The following is a 25,905-nucleotide window of genomic DNA, read 5'->3' on the forward strand; positions in this document are numbered from 1 at the left end:
TTGGCGGTTATTCAACAGGCACTTGATGAAAAATAATAACGCCGTTTTTACCCAGGGCTCTGTGCTCAAGCATGTCGTACGGATGACCGCGACCAGCACGACCAGCCTGCTGGCCATCTTTGTCATCGATGTTCTTTCCGTGTTCTACATCGCCATGCTGCACGACGATGTCTTGCTGGCGGCGCTGGTCGTGGGCAAGACATTGACGTTTTTCGTCACCAGTATGTCGATGGGCGTGGCCATGGCCTCGGGTGCGCTGATTGCCAGCCGCCTGGGGGCCGGTGAGCTTTTGCGGGCCCGGCAACTGGCGGGCAGTGGCCTTGCGCTGGTGATTGCAGTCTCGGTGTCGGGCGCGGCGATCGAGCTGTTGTTTCTGGATGTCATTCTCGACCTGCTGGGCCTTGAAGCGCGTGCGTTTGCCGCCGCGCAGGCTTACCTGTGGATCACGCTGCCGGCCACGCTGTTCATGGCCATCGGGCAACTGTGCATGCAGGTGCTGCGCACCTCGGGGTTCGGCAAGCAACCGATGTACATCGTCCTGACCGGTACGGCCGTGGCCGCGATGGCCGAGCCGGTGTTCATCCTGTGGCTGAACCTGGGCCTGAATGGCGCAGGCTATGCGTACTTGCTGGCGGCCAGCGTGACGGCGTCGTTGGGTGTGTATTACGTAAGCCGGGTCGCCCGGCTGACCGCGCGTTCCGGGCGTGCGCAGATGCGTGCAGACATCGGCCAGATTGGCCGGATTGCCCTGCCGGCGGTGTTCGGCAACCTGGCCACGCCGGTGGGCATGGCGTACCTGATGTCATCGGTGGCCGCCTACGGTTCGCAAGCCCTGGCCGGCATCGCCGTGGTCGACCGGATCATCCAGTTGTCGTTCTGCGTGTTCTTTGTGCTGCCCGGCGCCCTGAGTCCGATTGTCGGGCAGAACCTGGGCGCCAGAAATGCTGCGCGTGCCAGGGAGGCGGTCAAAACCACCTATTGGCTGGCGCTCGGTTACGGCGCCGTGGTGGCGCTGACCCTGTCGTTATCGGCGCAGGCCCTGCAACAGCTGTTCAATGTGCAAGGCGAAGGCGTGCGCATTCTGCAGGTCTTCTGCCAGTTCGGCGGCGTGCTCTGGACCCTGATCGGCTTGCAGTTCATTGCCATTTCCATTTTCGTGACCATGGGCCGGCCGATCTTTGTCACGCTGTTTGGCTGGCTGCGCGCCAGCCTGGGGACCGTGCCGTTTGTCTGGTACGGCGCGCAACTGCAGGGTAGCGCGGGCGCCTTGCTCGGCCATTTGCTGGGTAATGCGACGATAGCGCTGGCCGCCTGCGCGGTTGGAATGTGGGTGATGAAAGTGACCTTGAAGGAAATGGCCATGCCGGTCCAGGTACAGCGGAGCTCAACGATATGATCAACCACGATTGTCCTTCTCCCGCCGCTGCGCTGGCGATTGCCGAGGCGCTGCTGCAAACCCGCTATGCCGATGCATCCTTTGCCTATGTGGCCGGCTCGATCATGCGCGGGCAGGGCACATACCTGTCCGATATCGATCTGGTGGTGATTTACGATCACCTCGATGCGGCGCGTCGCGAGTCGTTCATGGCCCAAGGCGTGCCGGTCGAAGCGTTCGTCCACGATGTGCACACCGTGGCCTGGTTCATCGATGAGGACGTGAAGCGCGGACGCCCGAGCCTGCTCAATATGATCAACGAAGGCGTGGTGATCGGCCCCGCACCGGCGCCAGCCGAACAGCTGCGCCAGCAGGTTTCGGAGCGTCTGGCCGCAGGGCCGCCGGCCTTGTCAGCCGCTGCCCTGAACGTCTTGCGTTATGAAATCACCGATGCAATCGATGACCTGCGCGGTGAGCGCTCTGCCGGTGAGGTGATGGCAATCGGTGCCATGTTGCATGCGCGGCTTGTGGAGCTGGCATTGCGCGGGCGAGGCCGCTGGTACGGCACCGGCAAATGGGCGCCGCGCTTGCTGAACGAGATCGACCAGCGTCTGGCGCAGCGATTCGACGAGGCTTTTCGGGTGCTGTTCGTGTCGGGCAACGCAGGTTGGGTGATTGCCCTGGCCGAGGATGAACTGGCGCCCCACGGCGGCGCGTTGTTCGATGGTGATTGTCGTGTGGCACCGGCCTCATGGCGTGTCTGAAGGACTCTCATGACGAATACGCTTGCCGGGGCGGGCCGCGATGCTGCTGGCCTGGCCGTCGCGCTGTTTGCCGGTGCGTGCCTGGGTAATCAGTGCCGGGATCAATGGCCCTTCGGGCAGGTTTTTCCAGAAGCGCGCCGGCAGGTGGCCTTGCATGACCTTGGGGTTGAGCCGCGCCGGGTTGAAGATGTGCTGGTAGTAGGTCAGCCACAGCTCGCCCTGTGAATCGTCAGGCTGGCGGGCCAGCCGTTGCCAGTCATCCGGGCAGTGCCGCTGGTGAATCAGGCGGCTGCCGTCGTAGAACACCGCGTCGCGGGGTGTCGCGATCAGCCAGCGGTGGCGGCCCATGCGGCCGATGAAGTGTTCGCTGGCGCTGTGCAGAATGTCGTGGGCCGGTTCGTGCCAGGCCACATAATGCGGGGCGTTGTCGTCCGGCCAGGGCAGGTCGCCCTTGACGGCGACAAAGCGCAGAAAGGCATGCAGGTGATGGGCCTCGCGGCTGACCTGCTTTAACCGCCGTTGCAACTCGCTGCCCAGCCGGTCGCCAGCCAGCATGGCCGTGCGATCACCATGGCAAACCCGCCACAGCACCTCATAAAGCAGGCTCCAGCGTTGCTCGCCACGGTACTGCGACGCTGCTTGCAGTTGTTCCAGCAAGGCCAGCGGCACCCGCGCCTGAAAGGGTCCGGGCGTTTGCGGAAGGTGCTCGTCGCTGCCGAACAGGTCATTGTCCTGGCCCGCGCTCCAGCTGACGCGGCTGGGGTCGATGGCATGGCTGAGCAGCCAGCGCGCCTGCCCGCGCCAGACCTCGAACAGGTCATCGCAGTCCAGGCTGATCATGCCCATAACCCCAGTTGCTGAGGCTGCGGACGGTCGCGCAGTTGCTGGTGCAGGCGCTCGCTGGAGTATTGCGCCTGAGAGGGCCGGTAATCGCTGGTGATGATGAAGGGGCGCGCCTTGTCGAGCAGGCAACGCATGCGTGTCAGGTCTTCATAACGGATACGCCGCTGCCGGCGCAGCTCGACCAGGCGTTGCGTGGTGCGCAGGCCGATGCCGGGGATACGCGCGATCAGGCTCGGGTCGGCGCGGTTCAGGTCCAGCGGGAACACATCGCGGTTGTTCAGCGCCCAGGCCAGCTTGGGGTCGATGTCCAGGGCCAGATCGCCGGGGCCCTTGAGCAGCTCGCTGGCCTGAAAACCATAGCCGCGCAGCAGGAAGTCGGCCTGGTACAGACGGTGCTCGCGCAGCAGCGGCGGGGCGGCCAGCGGTACGGAGCCCGGGCTGTTGGGGATCGGGCTGAACGCCGAGTAATAGACCCGGCGCAACTTGTAGCTGCTGTACAGGGTCTGCGCGCTGTGCAGGATGGTGCTGTCGTCGGTGGCGTCGGCACCGACGATCATCTGCGTGCTTTGCCCGGCAGGCGCAAAGCGCGGGGCGCGGGGCTCATCCTTGACGTTCTGTTCGCCGTTATGAATGGTGTGCATGGCCTGGCGGATCGAACCGATGTTCTTCTCCGGCGCCAGGATCTGCAGGCTGTGGTCGGTGGGCAGCTCGATATTGACGCTGAGCCGGTCGGCATAGCGCCCGGCCTGTTCGATCAAGGCAGGGTCGGCGTCCGGGATGGTCTTGAGGTGGATATAGCCACGAAACTCATGCACTTCGCGCAACTGCCGGGCGACCTCGACCAGTTGTTCCATGGTGTAGTCGGCCGAGCGGATGATGCCCGAACTCAGAAACAGCCCGCTGACGCAGTTGCGACGGTAGAAATCCAGGGTCAGGGCGACCACTTCTTCGGGGTTGAAGCGTGCGCGCGGGACATCGCTGGAGCGTCGGTTGACGCAATACTGGCAGTCGTAGAGGCAAAAGTTGGTCAGCAGGATTTTCAATAACGAAACGCAACGCCCGTCAGGCGTGTAGCTGTGGCAGATACCCATGCCATTGGTCGAGCCCAGCCCGTTCTTGCCCTGCGAGCTGCGCTTGGGCGCACCGCTGCTGGCGCACGAGGCGTCGTACTTGGCGGCGTCGGCCAGGATGCTCAGCTTGTCGATCAACTGCATGGCAATAACCCGATACTGTTTTTATGTACAGTATCGGGCTTTGAGCCATTGCTCAAGTACCGTTTGCCGCGTGGTCAGTGCTGGTAAGCCGCTACATAATGGCGATTGACGGTGACGCAGTCGGCATACAGTTTCAGCGACTGGCGGTATTCATTACCGGTGCCGGGCTGGGTGCCGGTGAAACCGGACACATCGGGCGCCACTTCCCAGGGCGTGCTGAAATCACGCTCATCGATAAAGTCCAGATTCGCCACAAAGTTGCCTGCAGCGTGTTGAAGGTAATCATCCTCAGGCGGTGTCGACATATCGTTAGTCCCTTAAATTGAAAGGCGTTGAAAAAGGAGTGTCGCGAACGACCCGGTAAGGATAGTTGCCGAGCCACAATTGCCAGCCGGGAGCGACCAATGGACCTGTTTACGAAAAATTCCGATTGGCGACAGGCCTTGAGTTAATTAGAATTATTCTCATTACAAATCGTGACCTTCATTGATGGTGCCCCTGGCATGACTGACGCCGCACATTCCATGCAGCCTGGGCTGGACAGTTTTTATCGCGAACATCGCAGTTGGCTGGAATCGTGGCTGCGTCGGCGCCTGGGTAACGCCTGGGATGCGGCCGACCTGAGTCAGGAAACGTTCCTGCGCGTGCTGACCCGCCCACACAGCGAGCCGTTGGCCACGCTGCGCGAGCCCAGGGCTTATCTGGTCACGGTGGGCAAGCGGCTGTTGCTCAATCATCAGCGTCGCCGGCGTCTGGAGCAGGCTTATCTGGATGCACTGGGGTATCTGCCCGAGGCGGTGACGCCCTCGGCGGAGCAGCGCTGGATGGTGTTGCAGACCTTGCAGGCGCTGGACGATCTGCTCGATGGCTTGCCGCAGGCGGTGCGGCGGGCGTTTTTGTGGGCGCAGCTCGAAGGCCTGGATTATGCGCAGATCGCCGAGCGGCTGAATGTTTCGCAGCGTACGGTCAAGCGCTACATGGCCCAGGCCTATGAGCACTGCCTGATGGCTGAGCTATGAGCGCGGCCAGCCACGATCACGCCCGCCAGGTGGCGCATGCCGCCGCACGCTGGCTGGCACTGGTCGAGTCCGGCACCGCCAGCGCCGAGGACCGCGCCGGCTTGCAGCGCTGGCGTGAACAGTCGCCCAGCCATGAACAGATGTGGCAGAAGGCGCAGGGGCTGCGCCAGCGTTTTGCCGAGGTGCCGCCGCAACTGGCCATGGCCAGTCTCGACCGCCCGGCAGCCGACCCGCAGCGCCGGGTGCTGCTCAAGCGTGCTCTGCTGATCGCGGCAGTATTGCCCACCGGCTGGTTGCTCAGCCGCCAGTTACCCGTGGCTGCCTGGCGCGCCGACCTGCGCACCGGCACCGGCGAGCGCCGCACCGTGCGCCTGTCCGATGCCAGCCTGTTGCAGCTCAATACCGCCACGGCGGTGGATCTGGACTGGCACGCCGACAGCCATCGACTGTCGCTGATCGAGGGCGAGCTGGCGCTGAACATGGCCGACAACGTGCCAGCGGTGACGCTGCAGACGCGTTTGGGGCAAGTGATCGCCACAGGTGCCGAGTTATGTATTCGTCAGGACGCCGGGCGTTGCCGGGTGTCGGTGTCGCGCGGGCAGGTCGAGTTACTGCCATTGGCCGGCGCGTCAATGCGCCTGCACCGTGGCCAGCGCGCCTCACTCAGCCCGCAAGGCATTGGTTCGGTAGAGCGTTTCGACGCGCAACAGCCGGATTGGCGAACCGGGGTACTGACCGTCGAAAACCGGCCGCTGGGCAGCTTTCTCACGGAACTGAGTCGTTACCGGCCAGGCGTGCTGCGCTGGGAGCCAAGCCTGGAAGCGCTTAACGTGACCGGTGCGTTTCGCCTTGACGATACCGACCGCATTCTGCAACTGCTGGCCGCCAGCCTGCCGCTACAGGTGCAGACCCGCACGCGCTACTGGGTCACGCTGGTGCCGCGGGCGCGCGTCGGGTGATCAGCTTATCCCAGCTTTGAAGTGACATAGATCAGGCGCACTGCCGCCAGGCTGATGGCCTCGGCATCGTCGCGCACTGTCTCGATCTGCAGCCGGTCCGGAACATCCTCAGGGCTGTGCCGGGTATCGAGCAATTGGGTCATCAGGTACAACTGCTGGGTCATGTCGTGCAGGCTGGCATGCAGGCGGGCAATAACCCTGCTGAGGTCGGACTCTACCGGTGTAATAACACTGTCCTCGTTAGAGTGTTCCAGGCCAGTAACAACATAGGCCACATCAATACCTGCATCCGCTACCCGCGAAAGATAGTCGGCTCTTGGAAATCGGATGCCGCTTTCGTAGTTGCCCTGTGCGTTGGTTTCGACGCCGCCTATTGCGCCCAGCGCACTTTGTGAAAGCTTGAGGCGTATACGTTCCTGTTTCAGGCGCGGACCAATTCCTATCATCCGTTTGTCCTCAATAAAACATCCGTCCGAGGGTTGCCATGGCGGATTTAAATCCATTTCAGAATGAGCGAACACACCGGCTTCCTGCGAGGGGCGCCTGTTGATGGTCTATCCGAAAGTTCCCTGGCCATCACGTTGGCGAAGGTCAAGATACCTTAAATGGTGCGAGGAAAGCGGGGTGATTAGTACTTTTTTGTACTGAATTGAACAACGACTCTGTGATTTATTGCTGGTTTATTGTTCGGCCAAGTAAAAAAATGTTAATTGGCGCCATTAAAAACCGCCTGAATGCCCATATAGGCTCCTTTTGAGGGAGTACAGGCATTGCAGGCGGCGATTTTCTTCAAGGGCAGCTTGCAGTCGGCTGGCGTGCCCAGTTCTGTGCAGTGCGGGCAATATCATCTGCCAGACGGGCTACGGCGGCCTGATGAGCCAGGACCAGATTTTCCAGACCAATCCCTGCATTTTCACGGATCACACTGCTGCAGGTCAGGTTGGTGCGCGTGCTGCCGGCCGGGCCGTTGCGCATCCCCAGGTTCCACACCACATCGATCAAGGCATATTGGCCGGGCAGCGATTCAAAACGACGCACATCGGCGCGCAGCGACAGCAAGGGCTGGTTGCTGTCCTTGGGCAGGCCGGCCACATCGCGGCGGGCAAAGCGGCTTTCGAGTTGCGCGGTCAGGGCATCGTGGAACTCATCGCCCAGGGGCGCGCCCCAGCGTTCGGTGTCCAGAATCGCCAGGCTGCCGTCACCCTGACGGACCACCAGTGACGGCTGGTCGACCTGCACCGGCAGTTGCACCGCCTGCATTTCGAACTGGAACGGCGCCGGCGGGTTTTTGACCGCAGGGGCCGAGGCCAGCGGCGCGACCAGCGTGTAGTAATGCATCACCGGGGATGAGCAGGCCGCCAGCCCGAGGGCTGTGGCCAGGACGGCCAGTTTCAGGCGCAGGGTCATTGCTGTGGCTCCAGGTTCTTGGTACGCGAAGACGAGCTTTTGTACGAGGCGGGCGCAGCGTCGCTGCTGCGGCCACGGATCAACGCTTCAGGCTGGCGACCGAGGAAGTCGGTCAGTACCCGCATCGAGCGCGCCGCGCGCTGCACTTCGTCCATCGCCTGGCTCAGTTGCTGACGGCCGGGTGAGTCTTCGCCCAGCGTCTCGTTGGCCGTGGACAGGGTTTTTTCAGCCTGTTGCAAGGTGCCACGCATTTGCGGCAGGACGCTGGCGTTGACGATTTTCAAGGTCTTCTGCAATTCGCTCAGCGAGCCATTCAGGTTACCCGCCAGCTCATCGATGGGCAGGCGGCTGAGCTTGTCGACAAAGGCCTGCAGCTGTTCCTGCAGCTTGTCGAAGCTGCCAGGAACCGTCGGAATGTCCAGTGGGCGAGCCTTGGGGTCGAAGGCGACTTTCGGCGCCTTGGGGTCAAATTCCATGGCGATGTACAACTGGCCCGTCAGCAGGTTGCCGGTGCGCACCTGCGCGCGCAGGCCGTTGCTGATGAACGCGCCGAGAATGCGCGCCGATTGTTCTTCGTCACTTCCTGTACCGGCCAGTTGCTGCAATTTGGATTCGGCAGCGCCGAGACGTTTGGGATAGATCACGGCACCCACGACGCCCGGGAAGGTTTTGGTATCGCCGTCGTAATCGAGGTCGACCGACACGACCTTGCCGATATTGACGCCCAGAAAGTCCACCGGCGCGTTGACCGCCAGGCCGCGCAGCGACTGCTTGAAGCGCATGCGGATGTAACGCGGCTCACCATCGGGCGGCGCGAGGGCAGCGGCCTGGTCGTCGAAAATCCGGAATTCGGCGTTTTCATCGGCAGGCTTGGCGTCCGGGCTCCAGTTCGGCTCACGGAAGGCGATGCCGCCAGAGACGATCGAGGCCAGCGACTGGGTATTGATCTTCAACCCGGCCGCTCCCACGCTGACGTCAACGCCGCTGGCATTCCAGAAGCGGGTGTCGGTGGTGATGTACTTGTCATTGGGTGAGCTGATGAAGATCTGGATGTCCACGCCCTTGCCGTCGTCGGACAGGTTGTAGCCCACCACCTGGCCGACCTGGATGCGCCGGTAGTAAATCGGCGAGCCGATGTCCAGCGAGCCCAGATCGTCGGTGTGCAACATGAAGCGCTTGCCTTTCTCGCCGAAGGTCACCGGCGGCGGGGTTTCCAGGCCGACGAATTCGTTCTTGGTCTGCTCGGCACTGCCGGCATCGGCACCGATGAACGCCCCTGAAAGCAAGGTGTCCACGCCGGACACGCCGTGCGCACCGATACGCGGGCGCACGACCCAGTACTGGCTGTCGACACGGGTGAATGGGCCGGCACTGTTATTGAGTTCGATGGTGGTCTTTACATGGCTGCGGTCTTCGCTCAACTCGATGGCGGTGACCATGCCGATCACCACGTTCTTGTACTTGACCTGGGTCTTGTTGGCTTCCAGGCCCTCGGCGGTCTGGAAACTGACGGTGATCTTCGGCCCGATGTTGAGCCAGTCATGCACGGCCATCGACAGGCCGATCAGCGCGGCAACAATGGGCACCAGCCAGACCAGCGAGATGCGCACCCGGCGCGGTTTGATCTCGGGGCTGGCCAGCGCGGCGGCGTTCACAGGGGGGGTGTTGTCAGGCATCTTCAACCTCTGCATCCCAGATAAGCCGGGGATCGAAACTCATGGCGGCGAACATCGTCATCACCACAACCAAACCAAAAAACAGAATGCCGATGCGCGGCTCGATGGTGCTGAGCTCGCGAAACTGCACAAGAGAGGCGACCAGTGCCACCACCAGTACATCGAGCATTGACCAATAGCCGATCAACTCGATAAAGCGATACAGCCGCGTGCGCTCGACCATGGCCCAGCGACTGCGGCGCTGGCAGGTGATCAGCAACATGCCAAGCACCGCGAACTTGATACAGGGCACCACCACGCTGGCGATGAAGATCAGCAGGGCAATATCCCAGGAGCCGCTGTGAACGAACTCGATCACGCCACTCATGATGGTGTTTTCGCTGCTGTTGCCCAGCAGCGTGGTGTACATCACCGGCAGGGCATTGGCCGGAACGTAGAAGATCAGCCCGGCAATCAGAAAGGCCCAGGTGCGCACCAGGCTGTTGGGTTTGCGCCGGTGTACGGCCGAGTCGCAGCGCGGGCAGCAATGCACATCTTCCGGGCACGCCTGGCCGCAGATATGGCACAGGCACAGCTTGTGCTGGTGGGCGTAGGGAATCTCGCTCATGACGGTTTCACCTGCAGCACATCCCAGAGCCTGCGAATGTTGCGGTTGGCAATCAGCAGGATCAGCACCATCAGCATCGCCATGGCCCACAGGCCGACGCCCGGATGGACATCGAGCATGCCCGACAACTTGATGATGGCCACCAGAATGCCGAGCATGCACACCTCCAGCATGCTCCACGGCCGCAAGTGCTCAAGGGCACGCATGCAGGCCTTGAAACCAGGCGCAATCACGCCGCGCTGGGCGTGCAGCAGCACCCAGAGCAGCAGGACGATTTGCAGCAGCGGGGCGAAGATGATCGACAGGCCGGCCACCAGGGCAATCAGGGTGATACGCCCTTGCGCCAGGGCCTCGACCGATTGCCACAGCGTCACTTCATTGCTCAGGCCCTTCATGCTGATGCTGATGACCGGAAAGATATTGGCCAGCACAAACAGCACGGCCGCAGCCACCGTCAGGGCCAGCCATTGCTCCAGCGACATGCGCTGGCCGCGCCCCAGCAGGGCGCGGCAACGCAGGCAATAGGCCGACTCGCCGGCGCGCAGGGGCGCAATTTCATACAGCGAGTCGCAATGCTCGCAGATGATCAGACCCGGCGGTTGATCGTGGGGGGCTTCAGTACTCATCGAGTGCGGTAAGTGCAAATCCTGAACGGTAAATGAAAAGGCACAGGAAGATACCTTGTTGAGGCGACGACGGCTTGTATTTATGCGTTTCGATACCAAGCCGATACGTTGAAGAATGGACCCCCGGGACACGGTGATGTTCATGCGTCACGACGCCATATTTTGGGCCTTTGCGGCGCGGGATGCCAGAGGCGCGGACTCCGCCGGGCGGTTTGCAATACCACTGGTGAAATATTTGATTACACGATGGCAACCGGCCGCTGAACGGCCTTGCGCCCTGTACAGGCCGCTCCGGGCTGCATTCGGCAGGCCGCACTGGCTGCCTGCGACACCTTTACGCACCCCTCGAATCCGCGGCCGGGAGTGCTAGACTCGCCGCCTCTTCATTCAGGCAGGAGCAGTTCGACGTGCGCAAGAGGGTATTGATGATGGCAGTGCTGGCACTGGCCGGATGCGACGCAGGCAAGCCTCAGCCACCGGCTCGCGAAGCCGCCAGTGCGCCTGTTCAGGCAGCAGAGGTCAAGCAGCCGAAGTGGTACATCCAGATGAACACGCGCGAGGCGGTCAGCGACACCAGCGCCTGGCTGCTCGAGCGCAGCTACGCGCCGGTGATCGTCAACATCGACGGCAAGCAGCAGATCCTGCTGGGCCCTTACGAGTCCGAGGATCAGGCTAAAACGCAATTGACGGCCTTGCAGGCCAAGGTCGCCAAGTCCCACCGTTTTGCTGAACCGGGTGTGGTGAATCGCGCGTTGTAATGGCGCGATTCCCCCGATGGCTTAGCGACGACCCAGCAGCAGGCCTACCACCAGGCCAAAACCTGCCGAGATGGCCACCGTCTGCCAAGGATGACCACCGATGTACGTCTCGGTGGCTTCGACCACCGGACGGGTGCGCTCGCGCACGCTGGTGATCGACTCGGCGGCCTGCTTGAGTTTGACGCTCAGTTGCTCGCGCAGGTTTTCCGCTTCTTCGCCGACCAGTGAGGCGCTGTCCTTGAGCAGCTTGTCGGACTCTTCGATCAGCGCCTGCAGCTCGCTGAAGGTCTGGTCCTTGATCTGGTCAGTGAGGTTCTGTTCGGTTCTTTTGCGGGCCATGGTGTTTTCCTTTCAGTTGATGGCGATGACCAATGGAGTATGCGGCCGTCGGAAAAGTTGCAACCTTTTTCCCGCATATCAAGCGGCACCGGTGATGCGCGGTGTAAGATTGTCGCCGGTTTTTGTAAGAGGTCACCGTCATGAGTTTCAATCTCGCCAACCGTCCCCTGGCCGAACGTGCCGAACTGGAAGATGAAAAGTCTCGCCTGTTCGATCTGTGGCAAAGCAACCTGGGCAAGGCCAAGAGTGAAGCGGCACGCCTGATCGGCGAGCGCTCCAAACGCAAGGGCAAGTGGTCCGAATGGGCCCGCGCAGAGCTGGATAACCTCAGCCCGCCGGAATTCGCCAACATGGTGCGCAGCGAACTCAATCGCCTGGTGGCCGCTTCTCGCTGACGCTACCAGCTGCCACTTCCACTGTTGCCGGCGCTGCCCGGCAGCCTCAAGGTGCCGCTGCTGCTGAAGCGCTGGGTGCCGAACAGTCCGCCGGCCAGTTTGCCATGCAGGGTATAGGGCATCGCGTCCACCGCTTGCCCTTGCGCCAGGCCCAGCGCCTGGCGCAGCGCGGAAAACGCCGAGATGCTCACCGGCACCACCAGCACGGTTTCGCCAAACCGGCCGACGCTGCCGCGCTGGTCGCTGACGCCGGCGGCCAGTAATCGCTCATTGACCTCCAGTCGCAAGGCCACGCCATCGTATTCGATGGCCGTGTCGTTGGGATTCTGTACCCGCAGTTTCACCGCCATGCGCACCTCCAGTCCCTGGCCCGGCAAGGCCTCGATGCCCACCACATCGATCAGCAACGGATCGCGGTCGGGCAGCAGGGCGCAAGCGCCCAGCAGCAAGGGCAGGGTGACAAGCAGCAGGCGGGCAATATGACGCAGCATGGCGGGCTCCAGATCCGGTTCACAGGATCAGACCCCGGTGCCGCGCAGATATTCGCCTGGCAGGCTGCGCGCCGCCCGGTGGACTACCCTCAAGGCGATCATGATGGCCTTGGGAGAAACAATCATGTCGAGCAAAACCCTTCACGACCCTGTTGTCATCGTCAGTGCGGCGCGCACGCCCATGGGCGGCTTTCAGGGCGACCTGCGCAGCCTGAGTGCCACCCGGCTGGGCAGCGCGGCGATTGCTGCCTGCGTGGAGCGTGCCGGTATCGACCCGCGGGCGGTCGAAGAAGTGCTGTTCGGCTGCGTGCTGCCGGCAGGCCTTGGCCAGGCTCCGGCCCGGCAGGCGGCGCTGGGCGCAGGCCTTGAGGTGGCCACTCGCTGCACCACGGTGAACAAGATGTGCGGCTCGGGCATGCAGACCGTGATTCAGGCCCATGACCTGCTGCTGGCCGGCAGCGCCCGGGTGGTGGTCGCCGGAGGCATGGAGAGCATGTCCAATGCGCCTTACTTGCTGGACCGGGCACGGGACGGCTACCGCATGGGGCATGGCCGGGTGCTGGACCATATGTTCTATGACGGCCTTGAAGATGCCTTCGAGCCCGGCCGGCTGATGGGCACCTACGCCGAAGAGTGTGCGCAGGCCGGTGGCTTCAGCCGCGAAGACCAGGATGCCTTCGCACTGGCTTCGTTGAGTCGCGCCCAAGAGGCGATTGCCCAGGGCTGGTTCGAGACCGAAATCGTTCCGGTCGAGGTCACTGTCGGCAAACAGCAGCAAACCATTGCTCACGATGAGCAGCCGCCCAAGGCGCGACCGGACAGGATTGCGACCCTCAAGCCGGCCTTTCGTGAAGGCGGGACTGTTACCGCCGCCAATGCCAGTTCGATTTCCGATGGCGCGGCGGCCTTGCTGTTGATGCGCCGTTCGCACGCCGAACAGCTGGGTCTCACGCCCTTGGCGATTATCCACGGGCACGCAGCCTATGCCGACCGGCCAGGGCTGTTCACCACCGCGCCGATCGGAGCGATTCGCGCACTGTGGGCCAAAACCGGCTGGCAGGCGGATGATGTCGACCTGTTCGAGATCAATGAGGCCTTTGCCGTGGTCACTCTGGTCGCCATGAGTCAATTAGGATTGCCTCACGACAAGGTCAACATTCATGGCGGTGCCTGTGCGCTGGGTCATCCGGTCGGCGCCTCCGGGGCGCGTATTCTGGTGACCTTGTTATCGGCATTGCGGCGCAGGCAACTCAAGCGTGGGGTGGCGGCCATTTGCATTGGCGGCGGTGAGGCAACGGCGATGGCTGTCGAGCTGGTTTACTGATTGGCGTTTTAATAAGGATAAAAATCAATGAGTTACGGTGAAATTCTGACAGAGGTGCGTGGCCGGGTAGCGCTGATTACCCTCAATCGCCCCAAGGCGCTGAATGCCTTGAATGCCCGTTTGATCGATGAACTGAATCAGGCCCTGAACGATTTCGAGGCCGACCCGCAGATTGGCTGCATCTTACTGACCGGCTCCGACAAGGCGTTTGCCGCTGGCGCCGATATCAAGGAAATGGCCGAACTGAGCTACCCGCAGATTTACCTGGATGACCTGTTTGTCGAAAGCGACAGGATTGCCGCCAGACGCAAGCCGATGATCGCGGCCGTGGCCGGTTTTGCCCTGGGTGGCGGTTGCGAGCTGGCACTGATGTGCGATTTCATCCTGGCGGCGGACAACGCCCGTTTCGGTCAGCCGGAAATCAACCTGGGCGTGTTGCCGGGCATGGGCGGTACCCAGCGTCTGACCCGCGCCGTTGGCAAGGCCAAGGCCATGGACCTGTGCCTGACCGGGCGCTTGATGGATGCCCACGAAGCCGAACGCGCCGGGCTGGTGGCGCGGGTGCTGGCACCTGAACGGTTGCTGGAGGAGGCCATGGCGGCGGCAGCGCTGATTGCCGAAAAATCCCTGCCCGTGGCCATGATGGTCAAGGAGAGCGTTAACCGCGCCTTCGAGGTCAGCCTGGCCGAAGGCATTCGCTTTGAACGCCGGGTCTTTCATGCAGTGTTCGCCAGCCACGATCAGAAAGAGGGTATGGCCGCCTTTATCGACAAGCGACCGCCGCTGTTCAAGGGACGCTAGGGTCGAGCCGCGCCTGATACCGGTTTTCGCCGTGGTACTGGCGAAAGAACTCCTTGAGCGTGATGCACCGCCCAGGGTGGATCAGGCACAGGTTGTCAGGCGTACGGGCATATTCCAGGGCCAGTTGCCGTTGCTGCTCGGGCGTCAGCCCCAGGTAACCGTCGGCGTCCGTGCGGCCCTCGAACAGAAAGTGCTCGGGATCCAGCCGCGACAGGTATTCAAGCCCGGGTTGCGCCATGCGCACGATGTACCACAGGCACCGGGCCGGTGTGGTGCCTTGAGGAGGCAGGCGCAGGTCGTGCAGGTCTTGCAAGTTAACCGTCGCAAGGGCAGCCTGGCCAATCTGCAGCCCGGTGATGCTTGTGGCGGTAATGGCCTGAGGTTCGATATGCAGGCTGCCCCGACCCTGCAACGTCAGCGGTCCGCTGGACTGGATGCGCAATACCTGCCCGCTGTGTACGGCGAGGTTCCCAGGCTGCAGCGCCTGGTCGTCCAGCCACCAGCGCGTGGCCGTTTCACTGGGCGCCGGCGCAAGCGGGGCGTAGATCAGCGGGCGGTCAGGGTCGTTATCCAGATAGCCGATCTGCACGCGGCAACCGGCCTGCAACGCTTGCGCCGTCAACGCCTGGCTGCGCACCACGAATGCCGGTGGCCAGCGATCGTTCGCAGGCGGTTCTGTTTGTCGGTCCATCGTTTGCAAGTGCAGTGTTTGCCGGTCCAGTGTTTGCCAGTCCAGGCGAATCGGCAGGCAGCCTTGAGGGTCGATGTCGCTGCCCATCAAGGTGGCCGCGTGCAAACCGTAGATTGAAGGCTTCGGGTGACGCAGCGTCGGCCGGAACGGTTCGGTCCAGGGGATCACGCCGAAGCGGTTGCGATAGCCTGCGTCGAACCGGTCATCGGGCAGCGAGTCCGCCAGTGGGGCGGCAGACAAGATCCTGATGATGGCCGCGACATCGTGCGGGTCATGGCCTTCAAAAGCCTCGGGCTGTTTGCCGGCGTGACGAATCCAGGTCAGCAGCCAATGGTCGTTGAAGCGCGGTTCGGGATGCCCGAGCACCTGCACGACCTGACCGCAGCGCAGGCTCGGCAACCGGCTGCAGCCGCTTGTCTGGCGCCGCTCGATGCGCAGGCGCTGGAGCTGGCGTGCACTGCGCTGGCGTTGCCAGGTACTGATAGCGTCTTGTGCCGGCATGCCTGAAACCTTGGGGTAAGCCTGATTATCGGCCCGTTTGCCGTCCTGTTCGTCTTGAGGTGAATGGCCGTCGATGGCGGGCGGCAGCAGCGCCTCCGGGTGCAAGGATGTAAAAGGCTGGGCCGGTTGCAGGCTCAACGATTCGGCCAGGTGGCTGATCTGCTCGTGCGTCGGGTCTTCGGCGCGGCCCATCAGGTACAAGGCACCAGAACGTTCCGCAAAGCTGGCGCAATCATCGGCAAACACCCAGTGCTGGCCGTCGAAGCGAAAGTGAATGCCTTCCTCTTCGCACAGGCGTTGCAGCAGGTGCAGGTCACTCTCGTGATGCTGCACACACAATGGGCGAGGCGGGTAGACGCCGCACAAGGGCTCAAAGCGATAGTGCGTTGCGTCCAGGCCACGTTCGCGCAGCAGGTGTTCGATCAGTTGCGGCACGCTCAGGTTCAGGAACACTTGCTGGCGACGCGGCTGTGCCAACCGTTGCAGGCGCGGCCACAGGCTGAGCCGGTAGTGGCTCAGGCAGGTGCCGGCATACACCTGGCTGGCACTGCCGATTTCACCGTGTATGCCGGCGTGGCTCGGGTCCGGCTTGAGGCAGGCGCTGCGTTGCAGCAGGGCGCTGAAATCAAGGTGCGGGTCGCGGCTGATCAGGTCGATATCGAAGCGCCAGGTTTCATTGAGCGCCTCGCGGCCAGTGAAACCGACCACCTGCAGGTCCGATTGGCAGTCGGCAATCGCCAGGGTTATCGACCTGGGTTGATCGTGTGGCATTCGCGGGCTCTCTCTCCATGAGTTTCAAAGCTGCGAAGGGTACGGAATGCCACGGCGCAAAAGCAGGCCTGTCCGGTTTTTCAGAAATGGACTACAGCTTTGGGCGCCTCAGGTGTAATTGTCCTACACGCGAAACGTGCGCCCCCAAGAGGGGTTTCATCTGCGCTGCGGGCGTATAGAATGCACGCCCTGTGTCCGGCACGTTTCGGACAATCCCTTTTTCAATACCCTGACCGTATGCGGCCGGGGCGCCAGCGAATCAAGAGAGCAGACATGGGCGCACAGTGGAAAGTCAAACATAAAGAAGCAGCTGCCAACGCCAAGGGCAAGATTTTCGGCAAGCTGTCCAAAGAGATCATGGTCGCTGCACGCGCCGGTGCCGATCCTGAAATGAACTCGCGCCTGCGCCTGGTCGTCGAGCAAGCCAAGAAAGCCTCGATGCCGCGCGACACCCTGGAGCGGGCCATCAAGAAGGGCGCAGGCCTGTTAGGCGAAACGGTCAGCTTCGAGCGTGTGACCTACGAAGGCTTTGCTCCGCACCAGGTGCCGGTGATCGTCGAGTGCCTGACCGACAACGTCAACCGCACCGTCGCGCAAATTCGCGTGCTGTTCCGCAAGGGCCAGTTGGGCGCTTCGGGTTCGGTGGCCTGGGACTTCCTGTACCAAGGCATGATCGAGGCGGTGGCTGACAAGCCGGGCCTGGACGCCGAAGAAGCCGCCATCGAAGCCGGCGCCCAGGACTGCGAAGCCGGCGAAGACGGCACCGTGCTGTTCCTGACCGAGCCCACCGACGTCGACGCCGTGTGCAAGGCGCTGCCTGATCAAGGCTTTACCGTGCAGTCGGTGCAACTGGGCTACCGCCCGAAAAACCCGGTCGAAGGCCTGAGCGAAGAGCAACTGGCCGAGGTCGAGGCGTTCCTTGAAGCCATCGACGAAAACGACGATGTGCAGAACATGTACGTCGGCCTGGCAGGCTGACGATATCGCTCGTTACGCCAGCAACTGGCTGTAAACCTCCTGCATCGCGGGCCGCATTCGAACATCGGCCTGCATGCAGCGTTCGGCCAGCGCTTGCAGGTGCGGCTGAGCCGCACGCTCGGGGCAACGCTGCAGCAACTCGCTGAGTAAAATCCCGAAGGCCCGTGTCTCGATTCGCTCCAGTGCGCCGGCCGCCTGGCTTGACGGGTGAAAGGACGCGGCGCCGAAATCGCCCAGCAGGCACTCGCCGTTGCTCTGCCAGACAATGTTATGGCCATACAGATCGCCATGGGTCATGCCTTGCGCGTGCAGATGCGCGGTGACCGAGGCGATGCCGCGGGCCAGTTGCAGCAGCGCTGACAGCGTCAGGCGGGTGTCGGCGGGGTAGATGTCGCGAGTGCAGGATTCCAGGCTCGGCGGACCTGCCAGATTGGCAAAGGCAGGATCGATCAGCCCCATCACCAGCCCGCGACGCGCCTCGGGATGCTGGGCGACTTCACCCACTACCTCGATCAGTTGCCGATGCGTACCGGCCTTGATGCACGCCTGCATTTCATCCAGTGGCGAGCCATCACTGGTCAGTTCGCCCTTGTACAGCTTGATCGCCACCGCACGTTCAGTGCTGCCGTTGCGCCAGACCCCTTGCTGAATCACCCCGGAAGCCCCTTCGCCCAGGCGTTGACGCACCTCAAGTCGGGCCCAGTCGATCTGGCGGCTGGCTTCGATGGCAGGGCTGACGCTGAACGGGTTGCCGGAATGCGCCAGCCACGCCAGTGCCGGCAGGTCCAGCAGCCAGTCGGGCAGCTCGCTCAACTGGTTTGAGGCAATACGCAGCAGTTCAAGCTGGTGACAGTTGGCCAGGCTGTCCGGCAGGCGGGTCAAGCGGTTGCCGGCCAGCATCAGCTTTTGCAACGCCCGGCATTCGCCCAGTGCGTCTGGCAGTGTCTCGATGCGGTTGTCCGTCAGGATCAGCCAGCGCAAATTGCGCGGCAGTGCCTCGGCGGGCACATGCTGTATGCGGTTGGCCTTGAAGCCGATCATGCGCAACTGCGTGCACTTGCCCAGGCAGGCGGGCAGTTCGGTGAAGCGGTTGTCAGAGACAAACAGCACTTGCAGGTGCTTGAGGCGGTAAAGGTCGTCGGGCAGGCGGCTCAGGGCATTACCGCTCAGGTTAAGCACCTTGAGCGAGTCGGCCAGGTCGAAAATTTCAGCCGGAAAGGTTTCCAGGCCGCAGCCCAGGTCCAGGCGTTGGATGCCGGCCAGCTTGCCGGCGCGCAGATCTGCAAGGGTGTGCATGTGAAGAGGAGGCCATTGATCGGACGGGTGCGCATGATAAGCGCATTGGCTGTTCAGTGGTGCGCCTCAAGCCAGCGCGGCATCAGCCGAGACAGCGTTCGACCCAGCCTTGCACCCTTGCCAGCGTCGGCGCGGTGCCGGTGTACAGAATGCGGTAGATGATCGGGGCCACCACGCCGTCGATGAGGTCTTCTGCCTCGGGGCAGGCTTCGCCGCGGGCCTGGGCACGCTCGAGGATGACCTCCAGTTGCCCGCGCACGATGGCCACGCATTTGCCGGAGCACGCGCTGCTGGCGATTACGTCATGCAGCATTTCCCGACCCGGCGTCGATGACATGTCTTCCAGGTACAGCTCGCTCCAGACCAGCAGGTCGTCACGCAGGTTGCCCTGGTCGATCGGCGCGTCCGGGCGCACATGCTCCATGGCTGCATCGGCCAGCAGGTGGGTGAGGTCGCCCCAGCGACGATAAATGGTCGAGGGCGTAACACCTGCGCGGGCGGCAATCATCGGCACGCTGAGGTTTGCACGCTCGTGTTCTTGCAGCAGATCGCGAACCGCCTGATGGATCGATGCCTGTACCCGGGCGCTGCGTCCGCCGGTGCGGACGCTCTCTTTGATAGCCATATGTCGACCTTAACGCAAAGTATTTGCTTTAAGCTCTGAGCAGGTTCAGAGTTAAGGCTAATTTTAGGCTTTAATGAAACATTGCTGGAGAGTGTACTCATGTCCCTGACTTCGCATAACCCTGCGTCGCCACCGCCGGTCGTAGTGGGCAAGTCCAGTCTGGGCTTCCTGGCCTTTGTGCTGCTGTGCTTTTTTGCCGCGTCCAGCGCCCCGACTCCGCTGTACCCGTTGTATCAGCAGGCCTGGGGATTTTCGCCGGGCATGCTGGCACTGATTTTTGCGGTCTATGCCTTCAGCCTGCTGGCGGCCTTGCTCAGCTTCGGCGCGCTGTCGGATTACCTGGGGCGCCGGCCAGTGATCTTTGCAGCGCTGCTGGTGCAAGTGGTGGCGATGCTGTTGTTCATCTTCGCCAGTAATCCGGCCTGGCTGATCGGCGCAAGGCTGCTACAGGGCTTTGCCACAGGCATGGCCGCCAGTGCTCTTGGCGCTGCGATGCTCGATGGCGACCCGGTGCTGGGCGCGCTGGTCAACAGCATCGCGCCGATGTTCGGAATGGCGGCCGGTGCGCTGGGCACCGCCTTGCTGGTGATCCAGGCACCCTGGCCGTTGTTGCTGCCTTACGCGCTGCTGCTGGCGTGTTTCGTGTTCCAGGCCGGCTATCTATGGCGCTTGCCGGAAAGTGCCGCGCGCAGGCCTGGCGCGCTGGCGTCGTTACGGCCTTCGCTGCACGTGCCGTTGCGCGCTCGCGCGATGTTCTGGCGTGTGCTGCCGGTGGACATTGCCGCCTGGGCGCTGGGTGGTTTCTTTCTGTCCTTGAGCCCGTCGCTGCTGGCAGCCGCCACCGGTTCGCATTCGCCGCTGAACGGCGGGCTGGCGGTAGCGACGCTGACGCTGAGCGGTGCGATGTCGATTCTGGTGATGCGCAGCCGCGAGCCCGTGCAGGGCTTATGGGCAGGCGCAAGTTTTCTGCCCGTGGGCGTCATCGTGATTCTGCTGGCAGTGCAGGGCGGCTCGCTTGGCGTATTTCTGTTCGGCACGCTGATCGCCGGCATTGGCTTTGGTGCCGGCTTTCTCGGCGCCTTGCGTCTGCTGGTGCCGCTGGCCCGGCCCGAAGAGCGCGCCGGGCTGATGTCGACCTTTTATGTCGTCAGCTATCTGGCGTTCTGCCTGCCCGCCCTGGCCGCCGGATTTGCCTCACGCACCTTCGGGTTGATCGTCACCAGCAAGGTCTATGGCGCCTTGGTGATCCTGCTGGCGTTGCTGGCGCTGGCCAGCTTGTTGCGCCAGCGTGCTGGCGCCATAGCCGTTCAACGCAACACATGAACCAGGCGCGACAGGGTCGACAATACGTCGCGGCCCAGATGCTTCGAGCGCTGGCCTGACCAGCCGGTGACCGGATTCGGAGCGTTGTCATGGTCCTTGAAAGGCATTTCCAGGGTCAGCGAAAGGCATTTGTATTGTTCGCCCACGCTGTTGGCGGCCAACGCCATGTTGGCCTGGCCGGGAGCGCTGCGCGGGTAGCCATGGACGCTCTGGAAGTCCGGCGTGATCTGCTCCAGCGTGCTACGAAACAGCGCTTCAAGTTCAGCCTGTTGCGCGGTGTAGCCAGGATTACCTTCGCAGGCGGCGGTGAACACATAGGGAATCTCTTCGTCGCCATGCACATCGAGAAACAGGTCGACGCCGTAATGCGCCATCTGCTGCTGGATGAAGAACACTTCCGGGGTGTCCTGCGCATTGCTGTCCTGCCAGGCGCGGTTGAGGTCCTTGCCCGGCGCATTGGTGCGCAGATGGCCATGCCAGGCGCCATCGGGGTTCACGTTGGGAACCAGATACAGGTCGGCCGCGGCGAGCAATGTCTGCAGTTGCGCGTCATCGGTGCGCTGCAAATGCTCGATGACGCCTTCCATGAACCATTCGGCCATGTGCTCGCCAGGGTGTTGCTGGGCGATGATCCAGAGCTTGCGCTTGCCGGGCGCGCCGTCACCCTTGCGCAGTAATGGAATGGCCCGGCCCTCGACGCTTTGCCCGCTGGCCAGCAGTTCGCAGCCGGCGGCGTCCAGCGCCTGGGCAATAAGGGCGTCGTGACGTTCGCGGCTATAGGGTTCGAAGTAGGCAAACCAGGCGTGTGGCTGCTCGGCCTTGAAGGTAAAGCTCAGGGCCTGGCCGTCGAAGTTCGAGGCCACGCGAAACCAGTTCGTCTGATCGGTGGAGGCGACAGCGTTGTAGCCGCTCCACGCGTGTTTGTAGCTCGACTGACTGGCATTGCCCAGCCTGAAGGTGTACTCGACGCCAGGCGTCAGGCCGCTGGCCTTGAAGTGAAACCACTGAAAATGCGCGCTGCGGGTGTCGGGGCGGATGGCCAGTTCGATACGGGCCGGGTCGCTGGCATTGATGACGTCAATATTGCCGCTGTCGAAGTTGGCGCTGATGATCAGACTCACGGTGTCTCCCTGTGTGCGCAAGTGCCGGATAGAACATATGACACTTACTTTACAGAGGTTGCCCGCAGGGTTCTGTCATCAATCGGCCAACTATGGTCAGCTGAAAGCCTCGGCGGTCATCATCAGGCTGCAGACAAAGCCGGTGGCCAGGTACCAGCTCAGGTAGGCACGGCGCTTGCGCAGATGCCAGCCGGAAGCGCCCAGCAGTGCGGCCGGTGCCTGCAACTGGCGCCACAGGCGTTCGCTGGCCTGGAACGCGGCCAGATGAACAGGGCTGGCATCGAGCCAATGGCGAAACTCGATCCGCTGGCTGGCGGTCGCCGCCGGGCTTTGCAGGTGGATGTACCAGGCGTCGGCCTGATCGTGTGCAGCGAGCTGCGCATCGGTGTCCGACAGTGGGCGATGGGCGTGGCGCATCACGCGCAGCATGGCGCGCTCGACCTTGCTGGCATCGACACCCAGAAAATCGGCAATTTCTGTGTAGGACTGGCCTTCATGGCGACTGAGCAGGAAAATCTGTCGGGTACGCCGCGACAGCTTGCGTAACCGCCGGCTCAGTTCGAGGGTCTCAGCACTGGCTTGAGCCGTGGGCTGGGTGGCGAGGGGCAGTAAGGACGAGAGCTGGCTACTCATGATGTATCGCTCGCTGATCTTCCGTGGAGGAAGGCATCCTTGATTGAAGTGTGCCGTCCGTGATTTCGCTAGATTAGTGAGTTCGAGAATCATTCTCAAGCGAAAAACGTCAACAATTACCGGTTTTGATCAGGCCGCAAGACAAAATCTATAAGGCAGCCCGATATTGTTTTGCTATGATGCGCGCCATACGCAACACGTGCCGACTTCATTAGCCTGAAGCAGCGAGAAAAAACCAAAAAAAAGACCCGGCAAAAAGCCGGGTCAAAAACCGTGATTAGCCTGATGAGGAGATAATCCGGGAGTCGACCTAAGACTCCTGGGTTACCCGCCGGTCTCGCGACCAGCCAATGCAATAATAATCATTATCATTTGAGCGTCAAGCTCTTTTTTGCTCTCCTCTGAAATAAAAATTCCGTGCGCCCTCTCCAGAAGGGCCTGCTTGCGATTTTCCTGCCGTCAGCACTCTCCATTCCTTCGCTATCGATGACTACCGACCTGTCAGAAATGACATGGCCTGCAGCGTGGCCGCCTTGCGCTTATCAAATGCCGGAAAGCACGAAGGGGAGCCTGGGCTCCCCTTCAAGGTTTCTTTGTATGCTCTTTTTATTGTTCGGGGCGGTCTATTATTGTTTTTGGCGACCTTACCCGTTACCGCTTCTGGCGATCCCCATTCGGGATCAAGAGCAAACGTATTTTTTTGAGCGCTGACTCGCCTTCATCAATTGATCCAACCTGTCTTCCAGCTGCCTGTGCAGTCTTGTTGTTTTGCGACGGGTTGCGAGGGCAAAGCCCCGAAAAGCTGTCTACTCCAAAAAAATCTGTTGGCTGCGCCTCTGTCCGTGTTGTTCTTGTTATGTCAGAGCCGTTACGTCTTGTTTTTATTGGTTTGCTGCGATTTCTTGTTCTTGTTGTACGAAATATATAGCAGGAGCCGTGCCAGGTTTTGCAAAGCCCCGTAAATCGGGCTTTTGGCCGAAATGCCACGTTCATGGCGGCCGGCTATCAACGCTGGAATGTTTCCGTGCTACCCGTTTTTCGTAATACTTTCGTGTAGGGTAACACTACGTGACAATGTGTCGCACTTTCTGCCCGACGAGCGCGGTGCTGTCAAGCGCGCAGCGATTCAATAGACCCAGACTTCGACCCGGCGGTTGCGAATCCGGCCGTCATCGGCCTCGTTGTTGGCCACCGGCATTTCTTCACCCAGGCCGATCACATCCCGCAGGATCACATCGTGGCGCAGCAACTCACGGCGCACCGCCATGGCCCGCAGTCGTGAGAGAAGGGTGGCGCGCTCCGGATCATCCTTGGCATCACCGAAACCGACCAGTGTCACCTGACGGTCCAGTTTGTCGTGGGCCTTGAGAAAGTCGACAACCCGCTGTACGTCGAACAGCGCCTTGTTGTCCAGCCGGGCGCTGCCCTGATCGAAGCGAAAGTTGATCGACAGCCGCTCGGCTTCACGGCTCAGCGCCTGATAGCCACCGGGCATCTGACCCGTCGGGCGCACCTTGATCGTCTGTACGCGCTGGGCCACAAAGCCGCTGTCGGCCACGATCGCCTGGCCTTCGGGGCTCTGTGCGAAATGCACCAGTGCCTGAGCCCAGGGCTGTTGCAGATGCGGCGGCACATACAGGTACAGCCGGCGTGAAAGTGGGTAATCTTCGGTGGCAATCAGTTCCAGGCTGGGCGGCATGGGCTGCGAGTCGCCATCGGCGATGGCCAGGGCGCGGGCGTGACGCACGTATGGCAGGCCGATAAAGCCAATGCCGTTGGGATCGCGGCTGACCTCGTCGGACAACTGTTCGCTGGACTCCAGGCGCCGCGCGTGCCCAGACAGGCTCTTGCCGTGCCGGCCGAGCACCAGTTCACGAAAAGTCTCCCAGGTGCCGGACTGATCGTCGCGGGCGTACAGCGTAATGCGCCCGGGCCTGCCGCCCAGTGTCTGCCAGTTGCTTATTTCGCCGCTGAAAATACGCGCCAGCGTGCGGGTGTCCAGATGCCGCAGAGGGTTGGAGGGATGCACGATCACCGCCACACCGTCGATGGCGATCACATGCTCGGCCTGCGCGCTGCGCAAGTCGCCGTAACCTGCCAGAGCCTGCAGCTCCTCTTCTTTTATAGGCCGTGAAGAAGCCGCAATATCGGTAAGTCCTTTTGCCAGCGCGGTAAAGCCGGTGCCTGAGCCGTGTGCAGCCACCGTCGCCTGATACAGCGTGCCGCTGACGTCGACACCCTGAACCTGCATCTCATTGACCGCAGCGCCAGGCAGGGTTTTTACATCATGCAGGCCGCGCTGGCGCATCAGCCCTTCGATCAAGGCCGGGCCCAATTGCGCATTAAGGGTGTTCGAGCCCTGCAGCCGCAGCACCGGAACCCGTGAATCAGCGGCGGCGTGGGCGGGCAGGGCACTGCCGAGCAGGAGTGCGCAAAGCAGAATACGCAGCATCTGCATCACCTTGAGTCATGAAAGGTGCCGGCAGAATAAGACACAAATATGACTGGGCGATGACGCTGCGGTTTAGCTCAACTCAAGCCAGATCGGCGCGTGGTCCGAGGGCTTTTCCATGCCGCGCAGGTCGTAATCGACGCCCGCCGTCTTGATCCGCGGTTGCAGGCCTTGCGAGGTCATGATCAGGTCGATGCGCAGACCGCGCTTGGGTTGGTCCTCGAAACCGCGACTGCGGTAGTCGAACCAGCTGAAGCGGTCATTCACCTCGGGGTGCAGGTAACGGAAGCTGTCGACCAGGCCCCAGTTCTTCAGTCGCGCCATCCACTCGCGCTCTTCGGGCAGGAAGCTGCATTTACCGGTTTTCAGCCAGCGCTTGGCGTTGTCGGCGCCAATGCCGATGTCGCAGTCCTCGGGCGAGATGTTGACGTCACCCATGACCACCAGCGGTTGGTCGTTACTGAAGCGGCTTTCCAGCAGTGCTTGCAAATCGTTATAGAAGCGTTGCTTGGCAGGAAATTTGGTCGGGTGGTCGCGGCTTTCGCCCTGTGGGAAATAGCCATTCATGATGGTCACCGGCTGGCCGTTGGCGTCCGCATACGTGCCCCAGATAAAGCGCTTCTGCGACTCGTCGTCATCACCCTCAAAGCCTTTATGCAGCGCCAGCGGCGCATTGCGCGACAGCAGGGCAACACCGTAATGGCCTTTCTGGCCGTGGAAGTGGACGTGGTAACCCAGGGCTTCGATCTCTGCCTGAGGAAACTGCTCGTCGGACACCTTGGTTTCCTGCAGGCCGATCACATCGGGCTGGTATTTCTCGATCAGCGCCGCCAGTTGATGCGGTCGGGCGCGCAGGCCATTGATGTTGAACGAGACGATTTTCATAACACGGCAATCCTGAAGCGAAAACGAGACC

At 62.0% G+C, this 25,905-nt stretch carries 27 protein-coding genes; 10 read left to right on the forward strand and 17 right to left on the reverse strand.

Features of this window, described 5'->3' with window-relative positions; translation table 11 throughout:
* Positions 1-25 precede the first annotated feature (25 nt).
* Together ACYAS9_RS30915 and ACYAS9_RS30920 are read left to right on the forward strand one after the other, a co-directional pair.
* The gene (locus tag ACYAS9_RS30915) at positions 26-1,396 is read left to right on the forward strand and encodes an MATE family efflux transporter (protein WP_463572312.1); all 1,371 of its coding nucleotides are present in this window, start codon (positions 26-28) and stop codon (positions 1,394-1,396) included.
* Positions 1,393-2,139 (forward strand): hypothetical protein, encoded by a 747-nt coding sequence (locus tag ACYAS9_RS30920; RefSeq protein ID WP_463572313.1) that lies wholly within the window; start codon positions 1,393-1,395, stop codon positions 2,137-2,139. The genes ACYAS9_RS30915 and ACYAS9_RS30920 overlap by 4 nt, the downstream gene beginning before the upstream one ends.
* Here ACYAS9_RS30920 and ACYAS9_RS30925 read toward each other — a convergent pair.
* From ACYAS9_RS30925 to ACYAS9_RS30935, 3 genes are all read right to left on the reverse strand, one after another.
* The gene (locus ACYAS9_RS30925; RefSeq protein WP_463572314.1) at positions 2,125-2,985 is read right to left on the reverse strand and encodes a TIGR03915 family putative DNA repair protein; all 861 of its coding nucleotides are present in this window, start codon (positions 2,983-2,985) and stop codon (positions 2,125-2,127) included. The genes ACYAS9_RS30920 and ACYAS9_RS30925 overlap by 15 nt on opposite strands.
* Entirely contained in the window at positions 2,976-4,196 is a 1,221-nt protein-coding gene (locus tag ACYAS9_RS30930) for a putative DNA modification/repair radical SAM protein (protein WP_463572315.1), read from the reverse strand. Before ACYAS9_RS30930 ends, ACYAS9_RS30925 begins: the two co-directional genes overlap by 10 nt.
* 74 nt (positions 4,197-4,270) lie before the next feature.
* Entirely contained in the window at positions 4,271-4,501 is a 231-nt protein-coding gene (locus ACYAS9_RS30935; protein ID WP_463572316.1) for a hypothetical protein, read from the reverse strand.
* A gap of 198 nt (positions 4,502-4,699) precedes the next feature.
* On the opposite strand from ACYAS9_RS30935, the gene ACYAS9_RS30940 reads away from it, so the two are divergent.
* Complete coding sequence (locus tag ACYAS9_RS30940; RefSeq protein ID WP_463572317.1) at positions 4,700-5,215, forward strand: sigma-70 family RNA polymerase sigma factor; 516 nt, start codon at positions 4,700-4,702, stop codon at positions 5,213-5,215.
* Positions 5,212-6,174 carry a FecR domain-containing protein gene (locus ACYAS9_RS30945; protein ID WP_463572318.1) on the forward strand — a complete coding sequence of 321 codons (963 nt, stop codon included), beginning with the start codon at positions 5,212-5,214 and terminating at the stop codon, positions 6,172-6,174. The genes ACYAS9_RS30940 and ACYAS9_RS30945 overlap by 4 nt, the downstream gene beginning before the upstream one ends.
* Before the next feature lie 5 nt (positions 6,175-6,179).
* Here the strand turns inward: ACYAS9_RS30945 and ACYAS9_RS30950 are convergent, their stop codons facing one another.
* The 5 genes from ACYAS9_RS30950 to ACYAS9_RS30970 form a co-directional block, all read right to left on the reverse strand.
* Positions 6,180-6,620 (reverse strand): helix-turn-helix domain-containing protein, encoded by a 441-nt coding sequence (locus ACYAS9_RS30950; RefSeq protein WP_463572459.1) that lies wholly within the window; start codon positions 6,618-6,620, stop codon positions 6,180-6,182.
* Between the two features lie 343 nt (positions 6,621-6,963).
* On the reverse strand, positions 6,964-7,581 hold the full coding sequence (locus ACYAS9_RS30955; RefSeq protein ID WP_463572319.1) for a PqiC family protein: 618 nt from the start codon (positions 7,579-7,581) through the stop codon (positions 6,964-6,966).
* Entirely contained in the window at positions 7,578-9,257 is a 1,680-nt protein-coding gene (locus tag ACYAS9_RS30960; protein WP_463572320.1) for a PqiB family protein, read from the reverse strand. Before ACYAS9_RS30960 ends, ACYAS9_RS30955 begins: the two co-directional genes overlap by 4 nt.
* A complete protein-coding gene (locus ACYAS9_RS30965; RefSeq protein WP_463572321.1) occupies positions 9,250-9,864 on the reverse strand; it encodes a paraquat-inducible protein A in 615 nt (204 codons plus the stop codon). Before ACYAS9_RS30965 ends, ACYAS9_RS30960 begins: the two co-directional genes overlap by 8 nt.
* The gene (locus ACYAS9_RS30970) at positions 9,861-10,490 is read right to left on the reverse strand and encodes a paraquat-inducible protein A (protein WP_463572322.1); all 630 of its coding nucleotides are present in this window, start codon (positions 10,488-10,490) and stop codon (positions 9,861-9,863) included. The genes ACYAS9_RS30965 and ACYAS9_RS30970 overlap by 4 nt, the downstream gene beginning before the upstream one ends.
* A 407-nt stretch (positions 10,491-10,897) precedes the next feature.
* On the opposite strand from ACYAS9_RS30970, the gene ACYAS9_RS30975 reads away from it, so the two are divergent.
* Complete coding sequence (locus ACYAS9_RS30975) at positions 10,898-11,248, forward strand: hypothetical protein (protein WP_463572323.1); 351 nt, start codon at positions 10,898-10,900, stop codon at positions 11,246-11,248.
* A gap of 21 nt (positions 11,249-11,269) precedes the next feature.
* Here the strand turns inward: ACYAS9_RS30975 and ACYAS9_RS30980 are convergent, their stop codons facing one another.
* Complete coding sequence (locus tag ACYAS9_RS30980) at positions 11,270-11,587, reverse strand: ElaB/YgaM/YqjD family protein (RefSeq protein WP_459745462.1); 318 nt, start codon at positions 11,585-11,587, stop codon at positions 11,270-11,272.
* 140 nt (positions 11,588-11,727) lie between these two features.
* Between ACYAS9_RS30980 and ACYAS9_RS30985 the strand changes: the two genes are divergently transcribed.
* Complete coding sequence (locus ACYAS9_RS30985) at positions 11,728-11,982, forward strand: hypothetical protein (RefSeq protein WP_463572324.1); 255 nt, start codon at positions 11,728-11,730, stop codon at positions 11,980-11,982.
* Positions 11,983-11,984: 2 nt separating this feature from the next.
* Here the strand turns inward: ACYAS9_RS30985 and ACYAS9_RS30990 are convergent, their stop codons facing one another.
* A complete protein-coding gene (locus tag ACYAS9_RS30990; RefSeq protein ID WP_463572325.1) occupies positions 11,985-12,473 on the reverse strand; it encodes an LEA/WHy family protein in 489 nt (162 codons plus the stop codon).
* Positions 12,474-12,597: 124 nt separating this feature from the next.
* Between ACYAS9_RS30990 and ACYAS9_RS30995 the strand changes: the two genes are divergently transcribed.
* Positions 12,598-13,797: an acetyl-CoA C-acyltransferase gene (locus ACYAS9_RS30995; protein ID WP_463572326.1), complete on the forward strand. Its 1,200-nt coding sequence runs from the start codon at positions 12,598-12,600 to the stop codon at positions 13,795-13,797.
* Positions 13,798-13,824: 27 nt separating this feature from the next.
* Positions 13,825-14,598, forward strand: coding sequence for an enoyl-CoA hydratase (locus ACYAS9_RS31000; RefSeq protein WP_463572327.1), 774 nt, complete (start codon positions 13,825-13,827; stop codon positions 14,596-14,598).
* Here the strand turns inward: ACYAS9_RS31000 and ACYAS9_RS31005 are convergent.
* Entirely contained in the window at positions 14,585-16,561 is a 1,977-nt protein-coding gene (locus ACYAS9_RS31005; protein WP_463572328.1) for a type VI secretion system Vgr family protein, read from the reverse strand. The two genes, ACYAS9_RS31000 and ACYAS9_RS31005, sit on opposite strands and share 14 nt — an antisense overlap.
* A gap of 273 nt (positions 16,562-16,834) precedes the next feature.
* Here ACYAS9_RS31005 and ACYAS9_RS31010 point away from each other — a divergent pair, with 273 nt between their 5' ends.
* Entirely contained in the window at positions 16,835-17,539 is a 705-nt protein-coding gene (locus ACYAS9_RS31010; protein WP_463572329.1) for a YebC/PmpR family DNA-binding transcriptional regulator, read from the forward strand.
* Positions 17,540-17,551: 12 nt separating this feature from the next.
* On the opposite strand, the gene ACYAS9_RS31015 is transcribed toward ACYAS9_RS31010, so the two are convergent.
* Both ACYAS9_RS31015 and ACYAS9_RS31020 read right to left on the reverse strand, forming a co-directional pair.
* Positions 17,552-18,835, reverse strand: coding sequence for a leucine-rich repeat-containing protein kinase family protein (locus ACYAS9_RS31015; protein WP_463572330.1), 1,284 nt, complete (start codon positions 18,833-18,835; stop codon positions 17,552-17,554).
* 82 nt (positions 18,836-18,917) lie between these two features.
* Entirely contained in the window at positions 18,918-19,460 is a 543-nt protein-coding gene (locus ACYAS9_RS31020) for a TetR/AcrR family transcriptional regulator (protein WP_463572331.1), read from the reverse strand.
* A gap of 99 nt (positions 19,461-19,559) precedes the next feature.
* On the opposite strand from ACYAS9_RS31020, the gene ACYAS9_RS31025 reads away from it, so the two are divergent.
* Entirely contained in the window at positions 19,560-20,783 is a 1,224-nt protein-coding gene (locus ACYAS9_RS31025) for an MFS transporter (protein ID WP_463572332.1), read from the forward strand.
* Here ACYAS9_RS31025 and ACYAS9_RS31030 read toward each other — a convergent pair.
* The 4 genes from ACYAS9_RS31030 to xthA form a co-directional block, all read right to left on the reverse strand.
* Entirely contained in the window at positions 20,768-21,904 is a 1,137-nt protein-coding gene (locus ACYAS9_RS31030; protein ID WP_463572333.1) for a M14 family metallopeptidase, read from the reverse strand. The two genes, ACYAS9_RS31025 and ACYAS9_RS31030, sit on opposite strands and share 16 nt — an antisense overlap.
* Positions 21,905-22,000: 96 nt before the next feature.
* A complete protein-coding gene (locus ACYAS9_RS31035; RefSeq protein ID WP_463572334.1) occupies positions 22,001-22,537 on the reverse strand; it encodes a FecR/PupR family sigma factor regulator in 537 nt (178 codons plus the stop codon).
* A gap of 1,126 nt (positions 22,538-23,663) precedes the next feature.
* On the reverse strand, positions 23,664-24,989 hold the full coding sequence (locus ACYAS9_RS31040) for a substrate-binding domain-containing protein (RefSeq protein WP_463572335.1): 1,326 nt from the start codon (positions 24,987-24,989) through the stop codon (positions 23,664-23,666).
* Positions 24,990-25,061: 72 nt separating this feature from the next.
* Positions 25,062-25,874, reverse strand: a complete 813-nt coding sequence (gene xthA / locus ACYAS9_RS31045) for an exodeoxyribonuclease III (protein WP_463572336.1) — start codon at positions 25,872-25,874, stop codon at positions 25,062-25,064.
* Positions 25,875-25,905: the final 31 nt, after the last annotated feature.

The sequence above is a fragment of the Pseudomonas sp. HP_08 genome, assembly GCF_055284095.1.

Excerpts from the sequence above, each read along its gene's own strand:
- ACYAS9_RS30955 (WP_463572319.1), bottom strand. The coding sequence starts at position 7,581 with ATGACCCTGCGCCTGAAACTGGCCGTCCTGGCCACAGCCCTCGGGCTG.
- ACYAS9_RS31015 (WP_463572330.1), bottom strand. The coding sequence starts at position 18,835 with ATGCACACCCTTGCAGATCTGCGCGCCGGCAAGCTGGCCGGCATCCAA.
- ACYAS9_RS30945 (WP_463572318.1), top strand. The coding sequence starts at position 5,212 with ATGAGCGCGGCCAGCCACGATCACGCCCGCCAGGTGGCGCATGCCGCC.
- ACYAS9_RS30985 (WP_463572324.1), top strand. The coding sequence starts at position 11,728 with ATGAGTTTCAATCTCGCCAACCGTCCCCTGGCCGAACGTGCCGAACTG.
- ACYAS9_RS30990 (WP_463572325.1), bottom strand. The coding sequence starts at position 12,473 with ATGCTGCGTCATATTGCCCGCCTGCTGCTTGTCACCCTGCCCTTGCTG.
- ACYAS9_RS30920 (WP_463572313.1), top strand. The coding sequence starts at position 1,393 with ATGATCAACCACGATTGTCCTTCTCCCGCCGCTGCGCTGGCGATTGCC.
- ACYAS9_RS30925 (WP_463572314.1), bottom strand. The coding sequence starts at position 2,985 with ATGGGCATGATCAGCCTGGACTGCGATGACCTGTTCGAGGTCTGGCGC.
- ACYAS9_RS30965 (WP_463572321.1), bottom strand. The coding sequence starts at position 9,864 with ATGAGCGAGATTCCCTACGCCCACCAGCACAAGCTGTGCCTGTGCCAT.
- ACYAS9_RS30950 (WP_463572459.1), bottom strand. The coding sequence starts at position 6,620 with ATGATAGGAATTGGTCCGCGCCTGAAACAGGAACGTATACGCCTCAAG.
- ACYAS9_RS31035 (WP_463572334.1), bottom strand. The coding sequence starts at position 22,537 with ATGAGTAGCCAGCTCTCGTCCTTACTGCCCCTCGCCACCCAGCCCACG.
- ACYAS9_RS31000 (WP_463572327.1), top strand. The coding sequence starts at position 13,825 with ATGAGTTACGGTGAAATTCTGACAGAGGTGCGTGGCCGGGTAGCGCTG.
- ACYAS9_RS30960 (WP_463572320.1), bottom strand. The coding sequence starts at position 9,257 with ATGCCTGACAACACCCCCCCTGTGAACGCCGCCGCGCTGGCCAGCCCC.
- ACYAS9_RS31005 (WP_463572328.1), bottom strand. The coding sequence starts at position 16,561 with ATGCCACACGATCAACCCAGGTCGATAACCCTGGCGATTGCCGACTGC.
- ACYAS9_RS30995 (WP_463572326.1), top strand. The coding sequence starts at position 12,598 with ATGTCGAGCAAAACCCTTCACGACCCTGTTGTCATCGTCAGTGCGGCG.
- ACYAS9_RS30915 (WP_463572312.1), top strand. The coding sequence starts at position 26 with ATGAAAAATAATAACGCCGTTTTTACCCAGGGCTCTGTGCTCAAGCAT.
- ACYAS9_RS30935 (WP_463572316.1), bottom strand. The coding sequence starts at position 4,501 with ATGTCGACACCGCCTGAGGATGATTACCTTCAACACGCTGCAGGCAAC.
- ACYAS9_RS31020 (WP_463572331.1), bottom strand. The coding sequence starts at position 19,460 with ATGGCTATCAAAGAGAGCGTCCGCACCGGCGGACGCAGCGCCCGGGTA.
- ACYAS9_RS30930 (WP_463572315.1), bottom strand. The coding sequence starts at position 4,196 with ATGCAGTTGATCGACAAGCTGAGCATCCTGGCCGACGCCGCCAAGTAC.
- ACYAS9_RS31025 (WP_463572332.1), top strand. The coding sequence starts at position 19,560 with ATGTCCCTGACTTCGCATAACCCTGCGTCGCCACCGCCGGTCGTAGTG.
- ACYAS9_RS31040 (WP_463572335.1), bottom strand. The coding sequence starts at position 24,989 with ATGCTGCGTATTCTGCTTTGCGCACTCCTGCTCGGCAGTGCCCTGCCC.
- ACYAS9_RS30970 (WP_463572322.1), bottom strand. The coding sequence starts at position 10,490 with ATGAGTACTGAAGCCCCCCACGATCAACCGCCGGGTCTGATCATCTGC.
- ACYAS9_RS31010 (WP_463572329.1), top strand. The coding sequence starts at position 16,835 with ATGGGCGCACAGTGGAAAGTCAAACATAAAGAAGCAGCTGCCAACGCC.
- xthA (WP_463572336.1), bottom strand. The coding sequence starts at position 25,874 with ATGAAAATCGTCTCGTTCAACATCAATGGCCTGCGCGCCCGACCGCAT.
- ACYAS9_RS30940 (WP_463572317.1), top strand. The coding sequence starts at position 4,700 with ATGACTGACGCCGCACATTCCATGCAGCCTGGGCTGGACAGTTTTTAT.
- ACYAS9_RS30980 (WP_459745462.1), bottom strand. The coding sequence starts at position 11,587 with ATGGCCCGCAAAAGAACCGAACAGAACCTCACTGACCAGATCAAGGAC.